At 73.6% G+C, this 21,124-nt stretch carries 17 protein-coding genes; 8 read left to right on the top strand and 9 right to left on the bottom strand.

The genetic code is table 11. The annotated features are described in order from the left end of the window. Window positions 1-114: 114 nt before the first annotated feature. The 4 genes from rocD to A6R01_RS12745 form a co-directional block, all read right to left on the bottom strand. Window positions 115-1,350: an ornithine--oxo-acid transaminase gene (gene rocD / locus A6R01_RS12760; RefSeq protein ID WP_292606433.1), complete on the bottom strand. Its 1,236-nt coding sequence runs from the start codon at window positions 1,348-1,350 to the stop codon at window positions 115-117. A 120-nt stretch (window positions 1,351-1,470) separates the two neighbouring features. Beyond that, window positions 1,471-2,931 carry a HAMP domain-containing sensor histidine kinase gene (locus tag A6R01_RS12755; RefSeq protein ID WP_292606431.1) on the bottom strand — a complete coding sequence of 487 codons (1,461 nt, stop codon included), beginning with the start codon at window positions 2,929-2,931 and terminating at the stop codon, window positions 1,471-1,473. Next, window positions 2,928-3,626, bottom strand: a complete 699-nt coding sequence (locus A6R01_RS12750) for a response regulator transcription factor (RefSeq protein WP_292606454.1) — start codon at window positions 3,624-3,626, stop codon at window positions 2,928-2,930. Before A6R01_RS12750 ends, A6R01_RS12755 begins: the two co-directional genes overlap by 4 nt. Before the next feature lie 38 nt (window positions 3,627-3,664). After that, window positions 3,665-5,197 carry an FAD-dependent oxidoreductase gene (locus A6R01_RS12745; RefSeq protein ID WP_292606429.1) on the bottom strand — a complete coding sequence of 511 codons (1,533 nt, stop codon included), beginning with the start codon at window positions 5,195-5,197 and terminating at the stop codon, window positions 3,665-3,667. Window positions 5,198-5,314: 117 nt separating this feature from the next. On the opposite strand from A6R01_RS12745, the gene hrpA reads away from it, so the two are divergent. After that, window positions 5,315-9,226, top strand: a complete 3,912-nt coding sequence (gene hrpA, locus A6R01_RS12740) for an ATP-dependent RNA helicase HrpA (protein WP_292606427.1) — start codon at window positions 5,315-5,317, stop codon at window positions 9,224-9,226. Between the two features lie 27 nt (window positions 9,227-9,253). On the opposite strand, the gene A6R01_RS12735 is transcribed toward hrpA, so the two are convergent. Then, window positions 9,254-9,844 carry a hypothetical protein gene (locus A6R01_RS12735; RefSeq protein WP_292606425.1) on the bottom strand — a complete coding sequence of 197 codons (591 nt, stop codon included), beginning with the start codon at window positions 9,842-9,844 and terminating at the stop codon, window positions 9,254-9,256. Window positions 9,845-10,172: 328 nt separating this feature from the next. On the opposite strand from A6R01_RS12735, the gene A6R01_RS12730 reads away from it, so the two are divergent. Beyond that, window positions 10,173-10,622: a type II toxin-antitoxin system PemK/MazF family toxin gene (locus A6R01_RS12730; RefSeq protein WP_292606423.1), complete on the top strand. Its 450-nt coding sequence runs from the start codon at window positions 10,173-10,175 to the stop codon at window positions 10,620-10,622. Between the two features lie 119 nt (window positions 10,623-10,741). Continuing rightward, window positions 10,742-12,139, top strand: coding sequence for an extracellular solute-binding protein (locus A6R01_RS12725; RefSeq protein ID WP_292606421.1), 1,398 nt, complete (start codon window positions 10,742-10,744; stop codon window positions 12,137-12,139). A gap of 4 nt (window positions 12,140-12,143) precedes the next feature. Here A6R01_RS12725 and A6R01_RS12720 read toward each other — a convergent pair whose 3' ends face one another. Further along, a complete protein-coding gene (locus tag A6R01_RS12720) occupies window positions 12,144-13,523 on the bottom strand; it encodes a ribonuclease D (protein WP_292606419.1) in 1,380 nt (459 codons plus the stop codon). Window positions 13,524-13,527: 4 nt separating this feature from the next. After that, on the bottom strand, window positions 13,528-14,154 hold the full coding sequence (locus A6R01_RS12715) for a DUF3000 domain-containing protein (protein WP_292606417.1): 627 nt from the start codon (window positions 14,152-14,154) through the stop codon (window positions 13,528-13,530). Window positions 14,155-14,223: 69 nt separating this feature from the next. Between A6R01_RS12715 and hemE the strand changes: the two genes are divergently transcribed. Next, window positions 14,224-15,285, top strand: a complete 1,062-nt coding sequence (gene hemE, locus A6R01_RS12710) for a uroporphyrinogen decarboxylase (protein ID WP_292606415.1) — start codon at window positions 14,224-14,226, stop codon at window positions 15,283-15,285. Between the two features lie 62 nt (window positions 15,286-15,347). Here the strand turns inward: hemE and A6R01_RS12705 are convergent, their stop codons facing one another. Beyond that, window positions 15,348-16,379, bottom strand: a complete 1,032-nt coding sequence (locus tag A6R01_RS12705; protein ID WP_292606413.1) for a DUF4349 domain-containing protein — start codon at window positions 16,377-16,379, stop codon at window positions 15,348-15,350. A gap of 53 nt (window positions 16,380-16,432) precedes the next feature. Between A6R01_RS12705 and hemG the strand changes: the two genes are divergently transcribed. From hemG to A6R01_RS12690, 3 genes are all read left to right on the top strand, one after another. Next, window positions 16,433-17,815, top strand: coding sequence for a protoporphyrinogen oxidase (gene hemG / locus A6R01_RS12700; protein WP_292606411.1), 1,383 nt, complete (start codon window positions 16,433-16,435; stop codon window positions 17,813-17,815). Continuing rightward, window positions 17,812-18,522 (top strand): hydrogen peroxide-dependent heme synthase, encoded by a 711-nt coding sequence (hemQ, locus tag A6R01_RS12695; RefSeq protein WP_292606409.1) that lies wholly within the window; start codon window positions 17,812-17,814, stop codon window positions 18,520-18,522. The genes hemG and hemQ overlap by 4 nt, the downstream gene beginning before the upstream one ends. Window positions 18,523-18,677: 155 nt before the next feature. Further along, window positions 18,678-19,325, top strand: coding sequence for a hypothetical protein (locus tag A6R01_RS12690; protein WP_292606407.1), 648 nt, complete (start codon window positions 18,678-18,680; stop codon window positions 19,323-19,325). An 83-nt stretch (window positions 19,326-19,408) separates the two neighbouring features. Here the strand turns inward: A6R01_RS12690 and msrB are convergent, their stop codons facing one another. Further along, on the bottom strand, window positions 19,409-19,828 hold the full coding sequence (msrB, locus tag A6R01_RS12685; protein ID WP_292606405.1) for a peptide-methionine (R)-S-oxide reductase MsrB: 420 nt from the start codon (window positions 19,826-19,828) through the stop codon (window positions 19,409-19,411). Between the two features lie 119 nt (window positions 19,829-19,947). On the opposite strand from msrB, the gene A6R01_RS12680 reads away from it, so the two are divergent. After that, complete coding sequence (locus tag A6R01_RS12680) at window positions 19,948-21,024, top strand: ferredoxin reductase (RefSeq protein WP_292606403.1); 1,077 nt, start codon at window positions 19,948-19,950, stop codon at window positions 21,022-21,024. Window positions 21,025-21,124 lie beyond the last annotated feature (100 nt).

Here is a 21,124-nt window from a genome sequence, read left to right as displayed (position 1 = left end):
ATCGATCAAGACCCGCGACCGCGGTCGCTGGCGACGTACGACGCAGGGGCGCCGTCCGGTGACCGGACGACGCCCCTGTGCGGCTCTGGGTGCGGGTGGGGGGTGCGGGTGGGCTCAGCCCTTGACGACCTCGGCGAGCTGGTCCAGGCCCCACGCCAGGTCGTCGGCGTCGATGACCAGCGGCGGCGCGAGACGGATCGTCGAGCCGTGGGTGTCCTTGGCGAGCACGCCACGGGCCATCAGGGCCTCGCAGACCTCGCGGCCGGTGCCGACGGCGGGGTCGATGTCGACGCCGGCCCACAGGCCGCGGACGCGGACGGCGTGGACGCCGTGGCCGACCAGGGCCTCCAGGCGCTCGCGCAGCAGGGCGCCGAGCTCGGTGGCCCGTGCCTGGTACTCGCCGGTGGCGAGCATGGTGACGACCTCGTGGCCCACCGCGCAGGCCAGCGCGTTGCCGCCGAAGGTCGAGCCGTGCTGGCCCGGGCGCAGCACGCCCAGCACGTCGCGGTCGGCCACCACGGCCGAGACGGGGACGATGCCGGCGCCGAGCGCCTTGCCGAGGACGTAGAGGTCGGGGACGACGTCCTCGTGGTCGCTGGCGAACGTCCTGCCGGTGCGACCGAGGCCGGCCTGGATCTCGTCGGCGGCCATCAGGACGTTCTCGCGGGCGGTGAGCTCGCGCAGGCCCTTCCAGAAGCCGTCGGGGGGCAGCACGACGCCGCCCTCGCCCTGGATCGGCTCCATCAGCACGCCGACGGTGTTCTCGTCGATCGCGGCCTCGACCGCGGCGAGGTCGCCGTAGGGGACCATCGTGAAGCCGGGGGCGAACGGGCCGAAGCCGTCGCGGGCGTCGGGGTCGTCGGAGAAGCCGACGATGGTGGTGGTGCGGCCGTGGAAGTTGCCGGAGGCCACGATGATGTTGGCCTGGCCGGGGGTGACGCCCTTGACCTCGTAGCCCCACTTGCGCATGACCTTGATGGCGGTCTCGACGGCCTCGGCGCCGGTGTTCATCGGCAGCACCAGCTCCTTGCCGCACAGGTCGCCGAGCGCGGCGCAGAAGTCGGCGAACCGGTCGTGGACGAAGGCGCGGCTGGTCAGCGTCAGCTTGTCGAGCTGCTCGTGGGCGACGCGGAGCAGGCCGGGGTGCCCGTGACCGAAGTTGAGCGCGGAGTAGCCGGCGAGCAGGTCGAGGTATCGGGTGCCGTCGACGTCGGTCATCCACGCGCCCTCGGCGTGCTCGACGACGACCGGCAGCGGCTTGTAGTTGTGTGCCGTGCGGGCCTCGGCGCGCTGGAACAGCTCGGCGGAGCGAGGAGCGGTGCCTGTCGCGGTCCGTGCGGTGGTGGTCATGCGCGCCTCCTCGGCTCGGTACGGGTGTGCGGGCCCCACCAGAACAGACTCGGGCCCGGAAACCAAGGTTGGCACCAGTTCGTCCGGTCTCCGAATCCCGGCGACGGACGGTTGCCGGTGTCAGCCGACTGCCACCGGAAGGCGTACCTCGATGGTCGTGTCGCCGGGCGCTGACGTCAACGACACGGTGCCGCCGTGCGCGGCCACGATCGCCTCCACCAGGGAGAGGCCGAGGCCGGCCCCGCCGGGGTCGACTCCGCCGCGGGTGCGGGACACGTCGCCGCGCACGAACCGCTCGAAGGCGTGCTCGGCGAGCTCGGGGTCGAAGCCGGGGCCGTCGTCGTGGACGGTGAAGCCGGTCGGGGTCGCGGCGACGGTGATCGTGGAGCCCTGGGGAGTGTGCTTGCGGGCGTTGGTCAGCAGGTTGGTGACGACCTGGTGCAGTCGCTGGTCGTCACCGACCACCTCGACGACGTCCTCGGGCAGCTCGAGCCGCCAGTGGTGCGAGGGCGCCAGCACCCGGGCGTCGGAGACCGCCTCCAGCAGCAGGCGGGTGAGGTCGACCGGCTGCTGCTCGAGTGGCCGCCCGGAGTCGAGCCGGGCCAGCAGGAGCAGGTCCTCGACCAGGGCGGTCATCCGCACCGACTCCTCGGCGACCTTGGTCAGGGCGGTGCGCTGGGTGCCGGTGTCGTCGGGTCGGCGCTGGGCCAGCTCGGTGTAGCCGGCGATCGTGGCCAGCGGCGTGCGCAGTTCGTGGCTGGCGTCGGCCACGAACTGGCGCACCTGCTGCTCGCTGCGGTGCCGCGCGGTCAGCGAGGACTCCACGTGCGCGAGCAGCGTGTTGAGGGCCGCCCCCACGGCACCGGCCTCCGTGCGCTCGTCGGTCAGTCGCTCCGGGACCCGCTCGGCCAGCTCGATCTCCCCGGACTCCAGCGGGAGCGCGGCCACCCGGTGCGCGGTGGCGGCGACCTCGGTCAGCGGCCGCAGCTGTCGGCGTACGACGACCCCGGCCGCGGCCGCCGCGAGCAGGGTCACGAGCAGTCCGAGCAGCACCTCGGCCAGGACCAGCTGGCCCACCGCGTCGTCCACGTCCCGGGTGGGCAGGCCGACGACCACGGTGCTCTCGCCGACGGTCGTCGCGGCGACGAGGTAGTCGCCCGACCGGCCGAGCGGGACCTCCTCGACCCGGCCGTCGGGGTCGACGTCCTCGAGCCGCGACGCGACCCGGTCGTCGAGGGTGTCGCGCTCGCCACGGCCGTCGCCGACCACGATCGCCTGGGGGTCGCTGCCGGGCTCGAGCAGGGCGATGAGGGTGCCCGGGGCGAGGTTGCGCAGGTCCACGCGGGTCTGCTGCTGCACGCCCGGCGGGGTCGGCGGGGTCTCCAGGACGCTGCTGAGGGTGGAGCGCACCTCGTTGTCGAGGCGCTCGGTGAGGGCGTGGCGCATCACCAGCGTGGTGGCGGTGCCGAGCAGCACCGAGACCGCCAGGGCCAGCACCACGGCGGTGAGCACCAGCCGGGCGGTCAGCGACCGCAGCCGGTCGGCGACCCTCCGCGCCCGGGGGTGGAGCCGGGCCCTCACGAGACGGGCTTCAGCACGTAGCCCGCGCCGCGCATCGTGTGGATCATCGGCTGCCGGCCGGCGTCGACCTTCTTGCGCAGGTAGGAGATGTAGAGCTCCACGACGTTGGCCTGGCCGCCGAAGTCGTAGTTCCAGACCCGGTCGAGGATCTGCGCCTTCGACAGCACCCGGCGCGGGTTGCGCATCAGGAAGCGCAGCAGCTCGAACTCGGTCGCGGTCAGCGTGATCTCGTCGCCGCCGCGGTACACCTCGTGGCTGTCCTCGTCCAGGGTCAGGTCCCCGACGGTGAGCACGGTCGACTCGGCGGCGGCCTGGGCGCCGGCGCGGCGCAGTAGGCCGCGCAGCCGGGCGACGAGCTCCTCGAGCGAGAAGGGCTTGGTGACGTAGTCGTCGCCACCGGCGGTGAGGCCGGCGATCCGGTCCTCCACGGCGTCGCGGGCGGTGAGGAAGACGACCGGCAGGTGCGGGTCGGTCGCCCGCATCCGGCGCAGCACCTCCAGGCCGTCGATGTCGGGGAGCATGATGTCGAGGACGACCGCGTCGGGCGCCATCTCCTTGGCGGCCGCGACCGCCTTGGTGCCCGAGTGCGCCGCCTGCACCTCGAAGCCCTCGTAGCGCAGCGCCATCGTGATCAGCTCGGCGATGTTGACCTCGTCGTCGACGACCAGGACACGCAGGGGGCTGCCATCGGGTATGGCGCCCGCTCAGGGGCACGACTCGACTCGGAGGCGTGTCAGCCGACGAGGTCGGCGACCGCGAGGCTGGCGAAGACCATCGCCGTGCCCAGCGGCGCGCCCGGGCCGGGGTAGTAGGGGCCGGTCATCGGCGCGGCGGTGTTGCCGACGGCGTACAGGCCCGGGACGGCGGAGCCGTCGGGTCGCAGCGCCCGGCCGTGCGCGTCGGTGACGACGCCGCCCTTGGTGCCCAGGTCCGACAGCACGAAGCGCGCCGCGAAGAACGGGCCCTGGTCGATCGGGGTGAGGGCCTTGTTGGGGCCCTCCCCGTAGGTGAAGAAGGTGTCGTACTCGTCGGCACCGCGGCCGAAGTCCTCGTCGACGCCGGTGGCGCAGAAGCCGTTCCAGCGCTCGACGGTCGCCTCCAGCTCCTGCGCCGGTACGCCGATGGCCGCGGCGATCCCCGCGATCGACTCGGCCTCCACCCAGGTCCCGGCCGCCAGGTGGTCGGCGGGGTCGCCCTCGGGCATCGCGATGCCGGGGAGGCGGCCGCCCTCCCGGGAGTCGAAGACGAACCACGACGGCACGCGCGCGGGGTCCTTCGCCATCTCCCGGCCGAACCGGTCGTAGGGCAGCGACTCGTTGGCGTAGCGGAGTCCGTGGGCGTCGACCATGACGCCGCTGCGGAACCCGAGCGTGAACGAGCCGGCTCCGTCGGGGTGCTCGAGGCCGGGGCAGAACCACCCGAGACCGGTCCAGTCGACGGCCGCGCCGGCGTTGATGGCCGCGGAGATCGGCTCGCCGGTGTTGGTGCCGCGCGGCGCCATCGTCCAGGCGGCGCGGCCCGGGGTGCCGTGGGCGTGCCGGCGCGACTCGCTGCCCTCGAAGCCGCCGCTGCCGAGCAGCACGCCGCGCCGCGCGCGCACCTCGACCGCGCCCTCCTCGGTCGTCGCCCACACCCCGACGACGTGGTCGCCGGTCGCGTCGGTCTGGGTCATCAGGTCGCGCACGCAGTGGCCGGTGCGGATGGTGCCGCCGGCCTCGACGAAGGTCGCGGCCAGTCGGGCGATGAGCGCCTGCCCGCCGCTGAGGGTGCCGCGTCCCTCGCCGCCGACCCGGTCCCGCTCGACCGGCGGCCGGACCAGTGCCGCGACCTCGGTCGGCAGGGTGTCGCGCTTGATGCTGGTCGGCTGGATGGAGCGGCCCATCGGGCAGCGGCCGGGGGCGTCGTAGTACTCCGGGAAGGGCAGCCACTCGAAGTCGATGCCGGCCTCCTCCAGCGCGGCCACGACCCGGGGCGACTGCGCGAGGAACGCCTCGACCTTCATCGGGTCCGGGCTCCAGCCGTCGACCGGCGCCAGCACCGCCCCGAGGTAGGTGCGGGCGGACTCGGTGGAGTCGGCGATGCCGGCGCGCTGCTGGACGGCGCTGCCGGGCAGCCAGCAGGCGCCACCGGAGTAGGCGGAGGTGCCGCCGATCCGGTCGGTCTTCTCCAGCACCACCGTGCGCAGCCCCGCCCGCTGGGCCAGCAGCGCCCCGGTGAGGGCCCCGCCCCCGGACCCGACCACCACGACGTCGTACTCGTTGATCATGCCCGCGATCCTCATCGGTAGAACGTGTTCTAGGCAAGGGCTCGGGGCGGTGCGTCGTACGGGGTCGGGCGAATGGGTTCGTCTGGGTGAGGGCGGGCTTGCCACAATGGGCCGGTCATGGAGGCAGGGACGTCGGTGGAGCGCGAGCCGCTCGAGATCACCTATCCCGCCGACCTCCCGGTCAGCCAGCGCCGCGACGACATCGCCGAGGCGATCCGTGACCACCAGGTCGTGGTGGTCGCCGGTGAGACCGGCTCGGGCAAGACGACCCAGCTGCCGAAGATCTGCCTGGAGCTGGGGCGCGGGCGCACGACGTACCGCAAGGCCCGTGACGGCAAGAAGCGTCCCCGCGGCGGGCTCATCGGGCACACCCAGCCACGTCGGATCGCGGCACGCTCGGTCGCCGAGCGGATCGCCGACGAGCTCGGGCAGCCGCTGGGGCAGGAGTCGGTGGTGGGCTACCAGGTGCGCTTCACCGACCGCACCAGCGCGGACACCCGCGTCAAGCTGATGACCGACGGCATCCTGCTCGCCGAGCTGCAGCGCGACCGGATGCTGTGGCGCTACGACACCATCATCATCGACGAGGCCCACGAGCGCTCCCTCAACATCGACTTCCTGCTCGGCTACCTCAAGCGGCTGCTGCCGCGCCGGCCGGACCTCAAGCTGGTCATCACCTCCGCGACCATCGACGTGCAGCGCTTCTCCGAGCACTTCGCCGACCGTGACGGCACCCCTGCGCCGATCATCGAGGTGTCGGGGCGCACCTACCCCGTCGAGGTCCGCTACCGCCCGCTGTTGGAGCTCCCGGAGGACGACGAGGACGGCGAACCGGTCCAGCGCGACCAGACCGAGGCGATCGTCGAGGCCGTGCGCGAGCTCGCGGCCGAGGGCCCGGGTGACGTGCTGGTCTTCCTGCCCGGCGAGCGGGAGATCCGAGACACCGCCGACGCGCTCGAGGACGCGGCGGGCTCCCTGCGGGGCGCGGGCGGGGGCGTCGAGGTCGTGCCGCTCTACTCCCGGCTCTCGGCCGCCGAGCAGCACCGCGTCTTCGCGCCGCACACCGGGCGCCGCGTGGTGCTGGCCACCAACGTCGCCGAGACGTCGCTGACGGTGCCCGGCATCCGGTACGTCGTCGACACCGGCGTCGCCCGCATCAGTCGCTACTCCCTGCGCACCAAGGTGCAGCGGCTGCCCGTCGAGGCCGTCAGCCAGGCCTCGGCCAACCAGCGCGCCGGTCGCTGCGGCCGCGTGGGGCCGGGCATCTGCATCCGGCTCTACTCCGAGGAGGACTTCCTCGGTCGACCGGAGTTCACCGACCCCGAGATCCTGCGCACCAACCTGGCCAGCGTCATCCTGCAGATGCGCGCGCTCGGCCTCGGCGACATCGCCCGGTTCCCGTTCGTCGAGCCGCCGGACCGGCGCAACGTCTCCTCCGGCCTGCAGCTGCTCGAGGAGCTCGGTGCGCTGCGCGCCGGCGGCGACGGCAAGGACTCGCTCACCGACACCGGGCGTCGCCTGGCGCGGCTGCCGATCGACCCACGCCTGGGCCGGATGATCCTCGAGGCCGACCGGCTCGGCTGCGTGCGCGAGGTGCTGGTCATCGTCGCGGCGATGTCGCTCCAGGACCCGCGCGAGCGTCCCGCCGAGCAGCGCGCCCAGGCCGACCAGCTGCACGCGCGGTTCAAGGCCGAGGGGTCGGACCTGCTGACCTGGCTCAACCTGTGGCGCTACGTCCGCGAGCAGCAGCGCGAGCTGTCCTCGAGCGCGTTCCGCCGGATGTGCAAGCGCGAGCACCTCAACTACCTGCGCATCCGCGAGTGGCAGGACTTCGAGTCCCAGCTGCGGCAGGTGTGCAAGGAGATGAAGATCGAGGTCTCGACGAGCTCGACCAGCGGTGGGGCGGCGTACGACGCCGACGGCATCCACCAGGCGCTGCTCTCGGGCCTGCTCTCCCACATCGGGGTGCTGGAGGAGAAGGAGAAGCCGGCGCCGGGCGCACGGGGCAAGGGCAAGCGGCCCGGCCCGCGCGAGTACCTCGGCGCCCGCGGCGCGCGGTTCGCGATCTTCCCGGGCTCGGGGCTGAAGGGGAGGTCGCCGGCGTTCGTCATGGCCGGTGAGCTCGTGGAGACCTCGCGCCTGTGGGCCCGCCAGGTCGCGGCGATCCAGCCCGAGTGGGCCGAGCGGCTGGCCGGCGATCTGGTGAAGCGGCAGTACTCCGAGCCGCACTGGTCGACCAAGCGCGCCGCCGTCATGGCGCGCGAGCGGGTCACGCTGTATGGCGTGCCGCTGGTCGCCGACCGGCTCGTCAACTACGGCACGGTCGACCGGGCGCTCGCCCGCGAGCTGTTCATCCGGCACGCGCTGGTGCAGGGCGAGTGGGCTGCACTGGAGTCGGGGCGCCAGAAGTTCTACGAGCACAACCGGCGCCTGCTCGAGGAGGCCGCCGAGCTCGAGCACCGCTCGCGGCGCCGCGACATCGTGGTCTCCGAGGACATCCTCTTCGACTTCTACGACGCCCGGGTCGGGCCCGAGGTCGTCTCCGGGGTGCACTTCGAGCAGTGGTGGAAGCGCGAGCGGCAGAAGCACCCGCGGCTGCTCGACTTCGACCTGTCGATGCTCACCCACGACACCGCCGAGGAGGTCACCGAGTCAGACTTCCCCCAGGCGTGGCAGGGGGAGGGGCTGACCTTCAACCTGGCCTACCACTTCGAGCCGGGTGCCGACGACGACGGCCTGACCATCGAGGTGCCGGTCGCGACCCTCAACCGGGTCGGGGCCGACGACTTCTCCTGGAACGTCCCCGGGCTGCGCGAGGAGCTGGTCACCGCGCTGATCCGCTCGCTGCCGAAGAACCTGCGCGTCTCGTTCGTCCCCGCGCCCGACAAGGCGCGGGAGTTCCTGCGGACCGTGCCGGCAGGCGAGGAGCCGCTGCTCGACGCGCTCGAGCGCTGGTGCAGGGCGACGACCGGCGTCGTGGTGCCGCGCGAGGCGTGGGACTGGTCGAAGGTGCCCGAGCACCTGCGCCCGACCTACCGCGTCGTCGACGAGCAGGGCCGCGAGCAGGCCCGCGGCAAGGACCTCGAGGCGCTCAAGCAGCCGCTGCGTGGGCAGTTCCAGCAGGCGATGGACGAGGTCGCGACCGACTCCGGGCTCGCGCGGACCGGCGAGACCACCTGGGTCTTCGGCGACCTGCCGGCCTCGATCACCCAGACCCGCGCCGGGCACGAGGTCACGGCCTACCCCGGGCTCGTGGACGAGGGGTCGAGCGTCGGTCTGGAGGTCGTCGGCTCAGCCGAGGAGCGCGACGCCCGACACCGGCTCGGCGTGCGACGCCTGGTGCTGCTCGGCCTCGACGCCGGCGGCGACCACACCGTGAAGAGGGTCCTCGACGGGCTCGACAACGCCCAGAAGCTCGGCCTGGCCGGCTCGCCCTACCCGACCGTCGCCGAGCTGCTGGAGGACTGCCGTGCGGCCGTGGTCGCCGAGGCCGTCGACGCCCGGCCCCCGGTGCGGTCGCAGGCGGCGTACGACGCTCTCCTGACGGCGGTCCGCGGGGACCTCGAGGCGCGGGTGCGGGGCGTGCTGGCCGACGTGGTGCGGGTGCTGACGACCTGGCGCGGCGTGGAGAAGGAGCTGTCGGGGCGCGCCGACATGGCGATGCTGCCGGCGCTGACCGACATGCGTGGGCAGCTGGCACGGCTCGTCGACCGCGGGTTCGTCGCGGAGGCCGGCCCCTCGCAGCTGCGCCGGTTCCCGGTCTACCTCGCCGCGCTGTCGCAGCGGCGCGAGAAGCTGCTCGAGGGCGGCGGCTCGGTCGGACGCGACCGGCAGCTGATGGACCGCATCGCCGACCTCCAGGACGCCTGGCTGCACCAGGTCGAGGCACTGCCCGAGGGCCGCCCGCTGCCCGAGCGGCTGCGCCAAGCGCGCTGGATGCTCGAGGAGTACCGCATCTCGCTGTGGGCCCAGCAGCTCGGCACCGCACACCCGGTCTCCGACCAACGGATCCGCAAGGTGCTGGGCTGAGGCCCGGGCCTGCTCGACCGCCGAGGGTCAGCCGAGGCGGCCGGCCAGCTCCAGGTGACCGGCGGCCTCGAGCTGCTCGGCGGTGGCGAGCATCCGGCTGACCTCGTCGTGGCTGGCCTCGCCGGTGGCGTGACCGGCCGCCACGACGCGCGCGAAGGCAGAGGCACGGAAGAGCAGGTCGGCGAAGTCGCCGGTCGCGATGCCCCGCAGCACCTCGTCGACCATGGCGCGCAGCTGGTCGGGGCCCGGCGGGTCGGCCACCCCGGCCACGACGCGGGCGACCTGCGCGCGGGCGCGACCCTCTTCGAAGGCCCGTGAGACGCGCACCGGGTCCGCGTGCACCCACTGGCGCAGCAGGTAGAGCCGCCACAGGCAGCCGGCCAGGGTGTCGGCCGGAGCACCCGACCAGACCTCCGCGATCGCCTCGATGCCCTCGGTGTCGGCCAGGTGGAGCAGCCGGTCGGCGACCGCGTCGTCCTCGGACTTCCGCGCCCCGCGCACCAGCAGCGCGGCGGCGCGCTCGGCGGCCTCGGTCACGATCGCCGGGTCGGTCCCGCCCTCGACGGCCTCGAAGAACGCGGCGCTCTTCTGGGTCGGGCGGTGGTGCGGTCTGCTCACCGGGACCACGGTACGCCGCGGCGTACCCCTCCTGCCCCCTCCCGCCCCGACCGTCCCTCCACGCCGAGCCTGCGCGTCCTTCCGGAAGTTCGCGTCGGTTCGGCGGAAGCATTGGGTGGGCGGAAGCATTGGGTGGGCGGGGGATGGCGTCTATGCTTCTCGGGTGCGCCGGGCCGCGGCAGCCCCGGGTCCCAACATCAGCCGCTACGAGCGGCCACGCGCCGTGAGGCGCTCCCGGTCCGGCGCACATCACTCGTCATCACGGGCTCAGCGGGTTCGGCTGGCTCCTCGGGCCGTGGGATCCCCGGGGGCGACTAGGGTCGTGGCCATGGCTGCCTCTCCCCGGGACATGCGCGCGGCGCTGCACCGCGCCCGGCTGCGGGTCACGCGCGGGCTGCGCGTCGCCTACAACCCGCGCACCGACGGCAAGCCCGACCCGGGCGAGGTCGTGTGGGCGTGGGTGCCCTACGAGGAGGACGCCAGCCAGGGCAAGGACCGCCCGGTCCTCCTCATCGGCCGTGACCGGCGCCGGCTCTACGGCCTGATGCTCACCAGCCAGGACCACGACCGCGACGCCGCCGACGAGGCCCGCCACGGCCGCTACTGGATGGACGTCGGCGCCGGCGGCTGGGACCGCGAGCGGCGACCCAGCGAGGTGCGCCTGGACCGGCTCCTGACGCTCGCGCCCGGCGACGTACGCCGGGAGGGGGCTGCGCTGGACCGCCCGACGTTCGAGCGGGTGATCGCCGCGGCCGGTCGCTTCCACAGCTTCGGCTGAGCCGGCAGGCCTGTCAGGGCCGGCGACGTGACGATCGGCACGCCGTCGCGGGCGGGTGCGGCCCCACGGTGTGAGTAGGGTGACGGCGCGGGTCGCGTGACCCGGGATCGGGAGGCGACGTGAGGTTCATCGGGCGTGCCGCTGCACGACGTACGACGGCGGCGCTGCTGTCGACCGTCGTGCTCGCGGGGCTGGCCGCGTGCTCGGACGAGCAGTCCTCGAGCCGGCCGCCGCTGGACCCCGACCCGGTCGCCACGCCCGTCCCCGAGGACCAGCTGACCTTGGCCGTGTGGGGGAGCCGCGCCGAGATCGACACCTACGAGCGGTTGATGGCGGAGTACTCCGTCATCTCCGAGACCTCCGACGTGGAGGTCGTCGCCTTCTCCGACCGCGAGGAGGCGATGGCGGCCCTGGCCGCGGGCGAGGTCGACCCCGACGTGTTCATGGCCTCCCGACGCGACCTGTCCTGGCTGCGCGACGAGGGCCGCACCAGCCCGGTCGACGAGCTGCTCGACGAGCGGTTCGTGGAGTTCGGCGACGTCTACTCCCGCGACGCGCTGCTGGCCTTCTCCGCCGACCGCCGGCTGCAGTGCATGCCGTTCGAGATCTCCCCGACGGTCGTCTTCTACAACACCGACCTCATCGACTTCGAGCGGATGGAGGCGCGCGGTCTCGAGGTGCCCTCCAGTGCCAGCCGCTGGAGCTTCGAGGAGTTCCAGGCCGCCGCCGAGTTCGCGACGCGGCCCCGCAAGGGCACCAAGGGCGTCTACGTCGACCCCTCGCTGGCCGGCCTGGCGCCGTTCATCTACTCCGGTGGCGGCAACCTCTTCGACGACGACGACGCCCCGACCTCCCTGGCCTTCTCCGACGGCTCCACCCGCGACGCCCTGGAGACGACCCTCGGACTGCTGCGCAACGGCCCGCTCACGCTGTCGAGCAAGCAGCTGACCCAGGCGACCCCTCAGCAGTGGTTCCGACGCGGCCGGCTCGGGATGATCACCGGCGACCGCTCGTGGGTGCCCCAGCTGCGCCTGACCCAGGGGCTGTCCTTCGACGTGATGCCGATCCCCACGATCGAGACCTCCGCCACCACCGGCGAGCTGACCGGCTTCTGCCTGGCCCGACGCCCGGTGTCGCTGTCCGGCGCCGCCGACCTGCTCGTGCACCTGATCAGCGACGACGTCGTGCGGCCGCTGACGCGCACCGGCTTCGTGGTCCCGGCCAACCAGCAGGTCGCCCTGTCCGAGGACTTCCTCCAGCCGGGCCGTCAGCCTGTCGAGGCGGGGGTCTTCACCGACTCCGCCGACGACATGGTGATCCCGCCGCTGCTCGACACCTGGGGCGAGCTGCAGCGCGCGGTGGACGACCAGGTGGCCCAGCTGGTCACCGCCCCGGGCGTGCTCGACCTCGAGGGCGCCAGCGCCACGATCGACTTCGCCTCCCAGCTGGTGCTGGCCCCGGAGCTGGTGCTCGACACCGGCGAGGAGGACTCCGGGGAGCCCGGCGACACGCAGTAGGCGCTCAGGCGTCGGGCTGGGGAGCCTCGGGCTCGGACTGCGGTGCCTCCGGGACCGGCTCGTCGCCGTGCAGGATCGCCGCGACGAGCAGCGGGGTCGTGAGCTCGACCTGCCACGGGCGGGCGCCGTACCCGGTCAGCTGCTCGGCCACCGCGGCGGCCAGCGCCTGCGGGTCGCGGGTGCGCGGCGGCGCCCAGAGGGTACGCCGCATGAAGTCGGGCGTCAGGAGCTGCTCGGCGGGCATCGAGTGCTCCTCGGCCAGGGCCGTCATCGCCTCCCGGGCGTGCTGCAGGCGGCGCGCTGCCACGGGATCGCGGTCGGCCCAGGCCCGGGGGGTGGGGGGACCGTCCGAGCGCGGTGCCCGGGTGGGCAGCTCGTCCTCGGGGAGCTCGGCGACCTCGCGCAGCGTGGCCACCCACCGGGAGGAGTAGCGCTCGGCGCCGCGGCCGTGGAAGCCCTTCAGCCCCAGCAGGGAGCCCTTGTCGGTGGGCATGTGCGTGGCGGCGACGGTGATGGCGGAGTCGGGGAGGATGCGGCCCGGGGTGACGTCGCGCTGCTCGGCGAGGGAGTCGCGCAGCTCCCACAGCGCCTTGACCGCCCCGAGGGAGCGACGCCCCCGGACCTTGTGCAGCCCGGAGGTGCGGCGCCAGGCGTCCACGCGCGGGGTCGGCTCGAAGCCGCGCAGCGCGTCGAACTCCTGGCGGGCCCACTCGGCCTTGCCGGTCTCCTCGAGCTCGGCGGCCAGCAGGTCGCGCAGCTCCACGAGGACCTCGACGTCGAGGGCGGCGTACTCCAGCCAGGGCTTCGGCAGCGGGCGCGTCGACCAGTCGACGGCCGAGTGCTCCTTCTTCATCCGGCGGCCCAGCAGGGTCTCCACCAGTGTGGCGAGCCCGACGCGGGGGTAGCCCAGCAGGCGGCCGGCGAGCTCGGTGTCGAAGAGCTCGGTGGGGGAGAGCCCCTCGTCGCGCAGGCAGGGGAGGTCCTGGGTGGCGGCGTGCAGGATCCACTCGGCGTCGCCGATGGCCTCCTGCAGCGGGGCCAGCCCGTCGAAGGCGATGGGGTCGACCAGGTGGGTGCCGGAGCCCTCGCGGCGCAGCTGGATGAGGTAGGCGCGGTTGGAGTAGCGGTAGCCCGAGGCGCGCTCGGCGTCGATCGCGACCGGGCCGGTGCCACCGGCGACGGCCTCGCAGACCGCCTCCAGGGCCTCGGGGGTCTCCACGACCGACGGCATCGGCTCGCGCAGGGCCAGCAGCGGGGCCTTCTCCGGCTCCTGCTCGGGAGGGGTCCCAGGAGCGGGGGCGTCGGTCTCGGGCTGCTCGGGCTGCTCGGGCTGCTCGGGCTGCTGGGGGTCGTGGGGGTCGTGGGGGACGGTCGGCTCGCTCATCTGATCAGCGGCTACGCTGTCCGCGCCGGCTCGGCATCACCGCGACCCCGTCGGGGACCGGCGGCAGCCCGGCGGCGGTGCACATCAGCTCGCCCCACGCCTCGACGTGCGGGGTGGTGTCGGGGGTGCGCTCGGCGCCGTCGGGGTGGACGGGGGTCCACGAGGCGCGGATCTCGATCTGGGCGGTGCCCTGCTCCTCGCTCATCCCGCCGAAGCTCTCGGTCGCCACGCGGGTGACGGTGCCCGACGCGGCGACGTGCTCGGCGCCGTGGGCGGCCAGGGCCTCGGTCAGCCAGGACCAGCCGACGGCCGACAGCATCGCGTCGGTGACCAGGTCGACCTCGATCTCGGCGCGGACGTAGGCCACGCACCGGAAGGTGCCCTCCCACGCGTCGTTGCCGCTCGGGTCGTGCAGCAGGATGATCCGCCCGGTCGCGACGTCCACGTCGTCGACGGTGACGTCGGCGGAGACGGCGGCGGCGTACGGCGCGATCCGCTGGGGCGCCGGCATCGGCTCCAGCAGCACCTCGGGGCGCACCCGGGCCCGTCGCAGGCCGGCGACCGCCTCGCGGAACGCGGGCGGCTCGGCGGGCGCACCCGCGGCGGGGTGCGTCTCCTGACGGACGACCATGCCCCCACAGTAGGTCGCACCCCTGCGGTCTGATGTGCGAACACGCCGGGACCCTGCCACCCTTGAGCGGTGACGAGCCCCACCCAGGCCTCTGCGGCCGACCTGTCCGGCAGCGCGTTCCTCAAGGCCCTGCGCGGCGAGCCCGTGCCGTACACGCCGGTGTGGTTCATGCGCCAGGCCGGGCGCTCGCTCCCGGAGTACCTCAAGGTCCGCGAGGGCGTGGGGATGCTGGAGTCCTGCATGGACCCCGACCTCACCATCGAGATCACCATGCAGCCGGTGCGCCGCTACGGCGTCGACGCCGCGATCTTCTTCTCCGACATCGTGCTGCCGCTCAAGGCCGTCGGGGTCGACCTCGACATCAAGCCCGGCGTCGGACCGGTCGTCGCCCACCCGGTGCGCACGCTCGAGGACGTCGCCGCGATCCCCGACCTGACCCCCGAGCACGTCCCGTTCATCACCCGGGCCGTCCAGGGCCTGGTGGGCGAGCTGGGCAGCACCCCGCTGATCGGGTTCGCCGGCGCGCCGTTCACGGTGGCGTCGTACCTCGTCGAGGGCGGGCCGTCGAAGGAGCACGCCAAGACCAAGGCGATGATGTTCGGCGCCCCCGAGGTGTGGTCGGCGCTGATGGAGAAGATCGCCGGCATCGCCGCGGCCTACCTCGAGGTCCAGGTCGCCGCCGGCGCCTCGGCCGTGCAGCTCTTCGACTCCTGGGCCGGCGCGCTCACCCCGCAGGACTACGCCGCGCACGTCCAGCCCTGGTCGACCTCGGTGCTGGCCCGCGCCGGCGCACTGGGCGTCCCGCGCATCCACTTCGGGGTCGGCACGTCCAACCTGCTCGACCTGATGGGGGAGGCCGGTGCCGACGTCGTCGGTGTCGACTGGCGCACCCCGCTGGAGCGCGCGATCCCGATGGTCGGCGACCGCGGTGTCCAGGGCAACCTCGACCCGACCCTCGTCTTCGCCCCCACCGAGGTGATGACCGCCCGCGCCGCCGAGATCATCGAGGCCGGCCGCGCCGCCAAGGGCCACGTCTTCAACCTCGGCCACGGCGTCCTGCCGTCGACGGACCCCGACCAGCTGGCGCGGCTGACGGACTTCGTGCACGAGTACCCGCTCGACGCGGGATAGTCCGCACGAGTTCTCACCCCCAGCTCGAGCCGAGGGTGGGAAATCGTGCGGAGTATCCCGGCTCAGCCCTCCAGCACCGGCTCGCCGGCAGACGGCCCGGCCGGACCGGCCGGCTCCGCCGGCGCCTCGGTACGCCGACGGCGGACCGCCCTGCGGACCAGCAGCCACCCGGGGACCCCGAGCACCAGGGCGACGCCGAGGAAGGGCAGCAGGGCGCCGGCGACGGTGGCCAGCCCGACCGCGACGGTGCCCAGCGCGGCCCAGCCGGCCGAGAGCCCGGCCAGGAAGCCGTCCTCGCCGTCCTCCTCCTCGGGCTCGTCGACCGGGTGGCGCTGCAGGTGCACGGTGATGGTCGACAGCGAGGTCTGGTCGGCCAGGTAGGCCTGCTGGCGCAGCAGCGAGTTGAGCCGGGCCTCGCGGTCGGTGAGCTGGCGCTCGACGGCGACGATGTCGCGGATCGACCCGGCGCGGTCGAGGAGCTGCTCGATGCGCGCGATGCTCTGGCGCTGCACCCGGATGCGGACGTTCGTGTCGACCACCTGGGTCGTGACGTCCTCGGAGGTCGTGGAGGAGGCCTCGAGGTCCGCGACCTTCTCCAGCGCGTCCATCGTCTCGGTGAACTCCGCGGACGGCACCCGCAGCACCAGTCGCGCGGTGCGCACGGCGCCGTCGTCGTCGGTGCGGGTCTCGGAGTCGGTGACCTGGCCGCCGACCCGGTCGACCACCTTCTGCACCTCGAAGCGGGCGTCGCCCACGTCGTCGGCGCGCAGGCTCACGGTGCCGGTGGAGATGATCGAGGCCTGCCGCGCGCCCTCCTCCGCCGAGGCGGCGTCGACGGCGTCTGAGGCGGCCATGTCCCGCTCGGCCGTGTCCCCGTCGGACATGAGCGCGGAGGTGGAGTCCATCGCGCCGGCGCCGGCCTCGTCGAACACCTCGGGGGCGTCCATGTCGGCGCCCTCCATCGGCTCGGCCATCGACTCACCGCCCATCGCGTCGTCGGAGGAGCCGGCGCTGCAGCCGGCGAGGACGAGGAGCGCCAGCAGCGCGAGCACGATGCCGAGCGCGACGGCGACAGGGGTGCGGGATCGGTTCATGCCGGTGGGACGCGGCGTCGGGGGTGGTGGTTCCCCGTGGGACGCTGGGGGACGTGGGCCAGCAGGGTGAGCACCGGGAGGTCGTGGTCGTCGGCGCCGGGATCGGCGGCCTGTCGGCGGCGTACCGGCTCCAGCAGCAGGGCCGCGACGTCCTCGTCCTCGAGGGCTCCCCGCAGGTCGGCGGCGTGCTGCGCCGCCGCAGCGTCGCGGGCGTGCCCGTCGACGTCGGCGCCGAGGCGATGCTCAACCGCCGGCCCGAGGGCGTCGCGCTGGCCGCGGACCTCGGCCTCGAGGTGTGCCACCCCACCGTCGCCTCGAGCCGGATCTGGACCCGCGACGCGCTGCGCCCGCTGCCGCGCTCCCTCATGGGCGTGCCGCTGGACCTCGACGACCTCGCGGCCAGCGGCGTGCTCACCGACGCCGAGCTGGCCCGGGTCCGCGAGGAGTCCGGCCACGCCGCCACCCCCATCGGCGCCGACGTCACGGTCGGCGACCTCGTCGACGACCGCCTCGGCCCCGCGGTCACCGACCGCCTCGTCGAGCCCCTCCTCGGCGGTGTGTACGCCGGTCACGCCCGACGGATCTCGGCCCGGGCGGCCGTCCCGCAGCTGGTCGCCCTCGCCGAGCAGGGCTCGCTGCTCGACCAGGCCCCTGGCCTCACCGCCCCGGCGACCTACTCGGCCCCCGTCTTCGCCGGTCTCCCCGGCGGCATGGGTGGGCTCCCACTGGCCCTGGCCGAGCGGCTCGAGGTCCGCACCAGGGCCACGGTCCGCGGGCTGCGCCGCACCACGACCAGCGGACCGTTCGCGCTCACCGTCGGCCCCACGACCGACGAGCGCACGATCACCGCCGACGCCGTGGTGCTGGCCGTACCGGCCGCCGCCGCCTCCCGGCTGCTCGCCGACCTGGCCCCCGCCGCGAGCACCGAGCTGGCGGGCGTCGAGGCCGCGTCGGTCGCCGTGGTGACGCTCGCCCTGCGCGTCGCCGACACCGGGGCCCTGGCCGAGACAGACGCCTCGGGCTTCCTGGTGCCGCCGGTGGAGCGGCGGGCGATCAAGGCCGCCACCTTCTCCTTCTCCAAGTGGGGCTGGGTCCGCGAGGCCGGCGCCGCCGACGGGCTGATCCACCTGCGCACCTCGCTCGGCCGGCACGGCGAGGAGGCCGCGCTGCAGGCGAACGACGACGAGCTGGTCGCCGTCTCGCTGCGCGACCTGCGCGACGCCACCGGCCTCGAGGCCACCCCGGTCGACACCCACGTGCAGCGCTGGGGCGGGGGCCTCCCGCAGTACTCCCTCGGTCACCTCGACCGCGTCGCCCGCGTCCGGGCCGCCGTGGAGGCGGTCCCCGGCCTGGCCGTCTGCGGGGCGGCGTACGACGGCGTCGGTATCCCCGCCGTCATCGGCTCCGCGGAGCGCGCGGCACAATGGGTGCCATGAGCGACACCATGTCCAACGCCGCCCGCGTGCGCGAGATCAACGACTCGATCCGCTACACCATGTGGTCGGTGTTCCGGCTGCGCGACGTGCTCGGCCCCGACGCCGACCGGCCCGCCGAGGGCGCCGAGGTCGAGAAGCTCTTCGCCGAGCTCGACGAGTCCGACACGGTCGTGCGCGGCGTCTACGACGTCAGCGGCCTGCGCGCCGACGCCGACGTGATGGTGTGGACGCACGCGGCCACCAGCGAGGAGCTGCAGTCGGCGTACCACCGCTTCCGCCGCACCTCCTTCGGCGCCCGCCTCGACCCGGTGTGGTCGCAGATGGCGCTGCACCGCCCGGCGGAGTTCAACAAGTCCCACGTCCCGGCGTTCCTCGCCGACGAGGACGCCAAGAAGCACGTGTGCGTCTACCCGTTCGTCCGCTCCTACGAGTGGTACCTCCTCGAGGACGAGGAGCGCCGCGCGATGCTCGCCGAGCACGGCAAGATGGCGCGCGACTACAAGGACGTCCGCGCCAACACCGTGGCCTCCTTCGCGCTCGGCGACTACGAGTGGCTGCTGGCCTTCGAGGCCGACGAGCTCTACCGCATCGTCGACCTGATGCGGCACCTGCGCGGCTCCACCGCCCGCCGGCACGTGCGCGAGGAGATCCCCTTCTACACCGGCGCGCTGACCCCGGTCGCCGAGCTCGTCGACCGGCTTCCCTGAGGCTGAGGGCACCCGCGGGTCCGAAGGTTCATCGGCCGGCCGATGAACCTTTCCGCTGGCCGATGAAGGCCCATCGTCCGGTGGCAAGGTCTGTCGGCCGGCCGATGAACCGCACGATCGCGGAACCGTCGATCCCCGGCGTACGTCGGAGCGGCATGACCCGCTCGACCAGCCTGCGCCTCGCCGCGGTGGCCGCCGCCGTCCTGCTCACCTCCACCGCCTGCAGCAGCAGCGGGGGCGACGACCTCGCCCGCGACCCGGCACCCGACGCCCCGACCGGTGCGCCGGCGCTCGATCTGCCCGCCGACGTCCGCACCCGCGGCCTGGTGATGGTGATGGACACCGGGGACGGTCCCGAGGTCTGCCTCGGGGCGATCGCGGAGTCCTGGCCGCCGCAGTGCGGTGGCCCCGAGGTCCTCGGCTGGGACTGGTCCGAGCACGAGATCCACGAGAAGCAGGGCAGGGTCCGCTGGGGCTCGTTCGCGATCACCGGCTCCTGGGACGGCACCGCGCTGACCGTGGCCGACGCGATCCCGGCCGCTCTGTACGACGTGATGATCGAGGAGCCGGAGCCGGACCCGCTCCCCACCGACCCACCGAGCGCGACCGAGCTGCAGGCCATCGCCGAGGAGGTCGCCGCCGAGCTGCCCGGCGTCGCGGGTGCGCAGGGCGCCTACCCGACCGAGCAGCAGGTCTACGTCGACGTCCCCTTCGACGACGGCACCCTCCAGGGGTGGGCCGACACCACCTACGGCGAGCGGGTCGTCGTCGTGGTGCCGGCCCTCACCCCACGCGACTCCTGACGACAGCGACGGAGTGCATCGCGTGAACCTGGTTCATGCGATGCACTCCGCGGTCACTAAGTCGGTGGTGCCCCGGCCCGCGCTCAGCCGGCGACCGGGCCCGAGCCGTCGGCCGGCTCGAGGGTCAGGCTCACGGAGTTGATGCAGTAGCGGTCGCCGGTGGGCGTGCCGTAGCCGTCGGGGAAGACGTGCCCCAGGTGCGACCCGCAGCTCTTGCACAGCACCTCGACGCGGCGCATGCCGTGGGAGGTGTCCTCGCGCTCCTCCACCGTGTCCGGGACGGCCTGGTAGAACGACGGCCAGCCGCAGCCGGAGTGGAACTTCGTCTCGGACTCGAAGAGTTTCGCGTCGCACGCCTTGCAGCGGTAGACGCCGATGGTCTCGGTGTCGGTCAGCTTGCCGACGAAGGCCCGCTCGGTGCCGGCCTCACGCAGGACGGCGTACTCCATCGGCGAGAGCTCGGCCCGCCACTGCTCGTCGGTCTTCTCCACGTCGTACCCCATGCCCACCACGGTAGTCCGGTGGTGGTCGCCGGGCCGGCGGGTGCTTCACCCGGACGGGGGCGTTGACGAAGTAAAGAGAACAGTTGTTCACTGTGGCTCTGATCCGAGACGGAGGTCACATGCTGCACCCCGACGACTACCTGCGGCTCATCAACCCGCTGTGGAGCCAGCGCGAGCTGCGCGGACGCATCGAGAAGGTCGTCGAGGAGACCGAGGACGCCGCCACGCTGGTCATCCGCCCCGGCTGGGGCTGGCGCTTCGACCACCGTCCGGGCCAGTACGTCGGCATCGGCGTCCAGGTCGACGGCACGTTCCAGTGGCGCTCCTACTCCATCTCCTCGCCGCCCAAGCGCTCCGGACGGCACATCGCCATCACCATCCGCGCGATGCCCGAGGGCAAGATGTCGGGCCACCTGGTGAGCCTGCAGCCCGGGACGATCGTGCGGCTCGCTGCCCCCGAGGGCGACTTCGTGCTGCCCGACCCGCCGCCGGCCAAGATGCTCTTCCTCGTGGGCGGCTCGGGCGTCACGCCGGTGATGGCGATGCTGCGGACCATGGACCGCCGCGGCCAGCTCGGCGGCCAAGGAACTGGCCAGGGAAGCAGCCAGGGGAGCGGCCAGGGGAGTGCGGACGTGGTGATGCACTACTCCAGTCCCACGCCGGACCGGATGATCTTCCGCGACGAGCTGCTGGCGCTGGAGGAGAGGCACGACTCCTTCCACCTGCACCGGCTGTACACCGACACCGAGGGCATGCTCGAGCTCGCGCACGCCGAGCGCGGCCTCGACGCCTTCTGCCCCGACTGGCGCGAGCGCGAGACCTACGCCTGCGGACCGGCCCCGATGCTCGACGCCATCACCGAGCACTTCGAGCGGGAGGGCCTCGAGGAGCACCTGCACCTCGAGCGCTTCACCCTCCAGCTCGGGGGCGAGGGCGGGGAGGGCGGCACCCTCACCTTCCGCAACTCCAACAAGACGATCGAGGCCGACGGCGCCACCACGGTGCTCGAGGCCGGCGAGCAGGCGGGCGTGGGGATGCCCTACGGCTGCCGGATGGGCATCTGCCACACCTGCACGCTCACCCTCGTCTCCGGCCGGGTCCGCGACCTGCGCAACGGGGACGAGTTCGACCAGACCAACGAGCAGGTGCAGACCTGCGTCACCGCCGCCGTCGGCGACTGCACCTTCGACATCTAGCTGTGATGCCCAGGCACGTTGGTCGAGATCCTGCGACGACACGGTCTGATCTGTAGATGGACGAAGGCCTCCCCGGTGTGGAGTGGAGCTGTCTAGGAAC

Source organism: Nocardioides sp. REDSEA-S30_B4, from assembly GCF_001627265.1.
Taxonomy (GTDB): Bacteria; Actinomycetota; Actinomycetes; order Propionibacteriales; family Nocardioidaceae; genus Nocardioides.
This window is presented reverse-complemented; position numbering and strand designations above follow the sequence as displayed.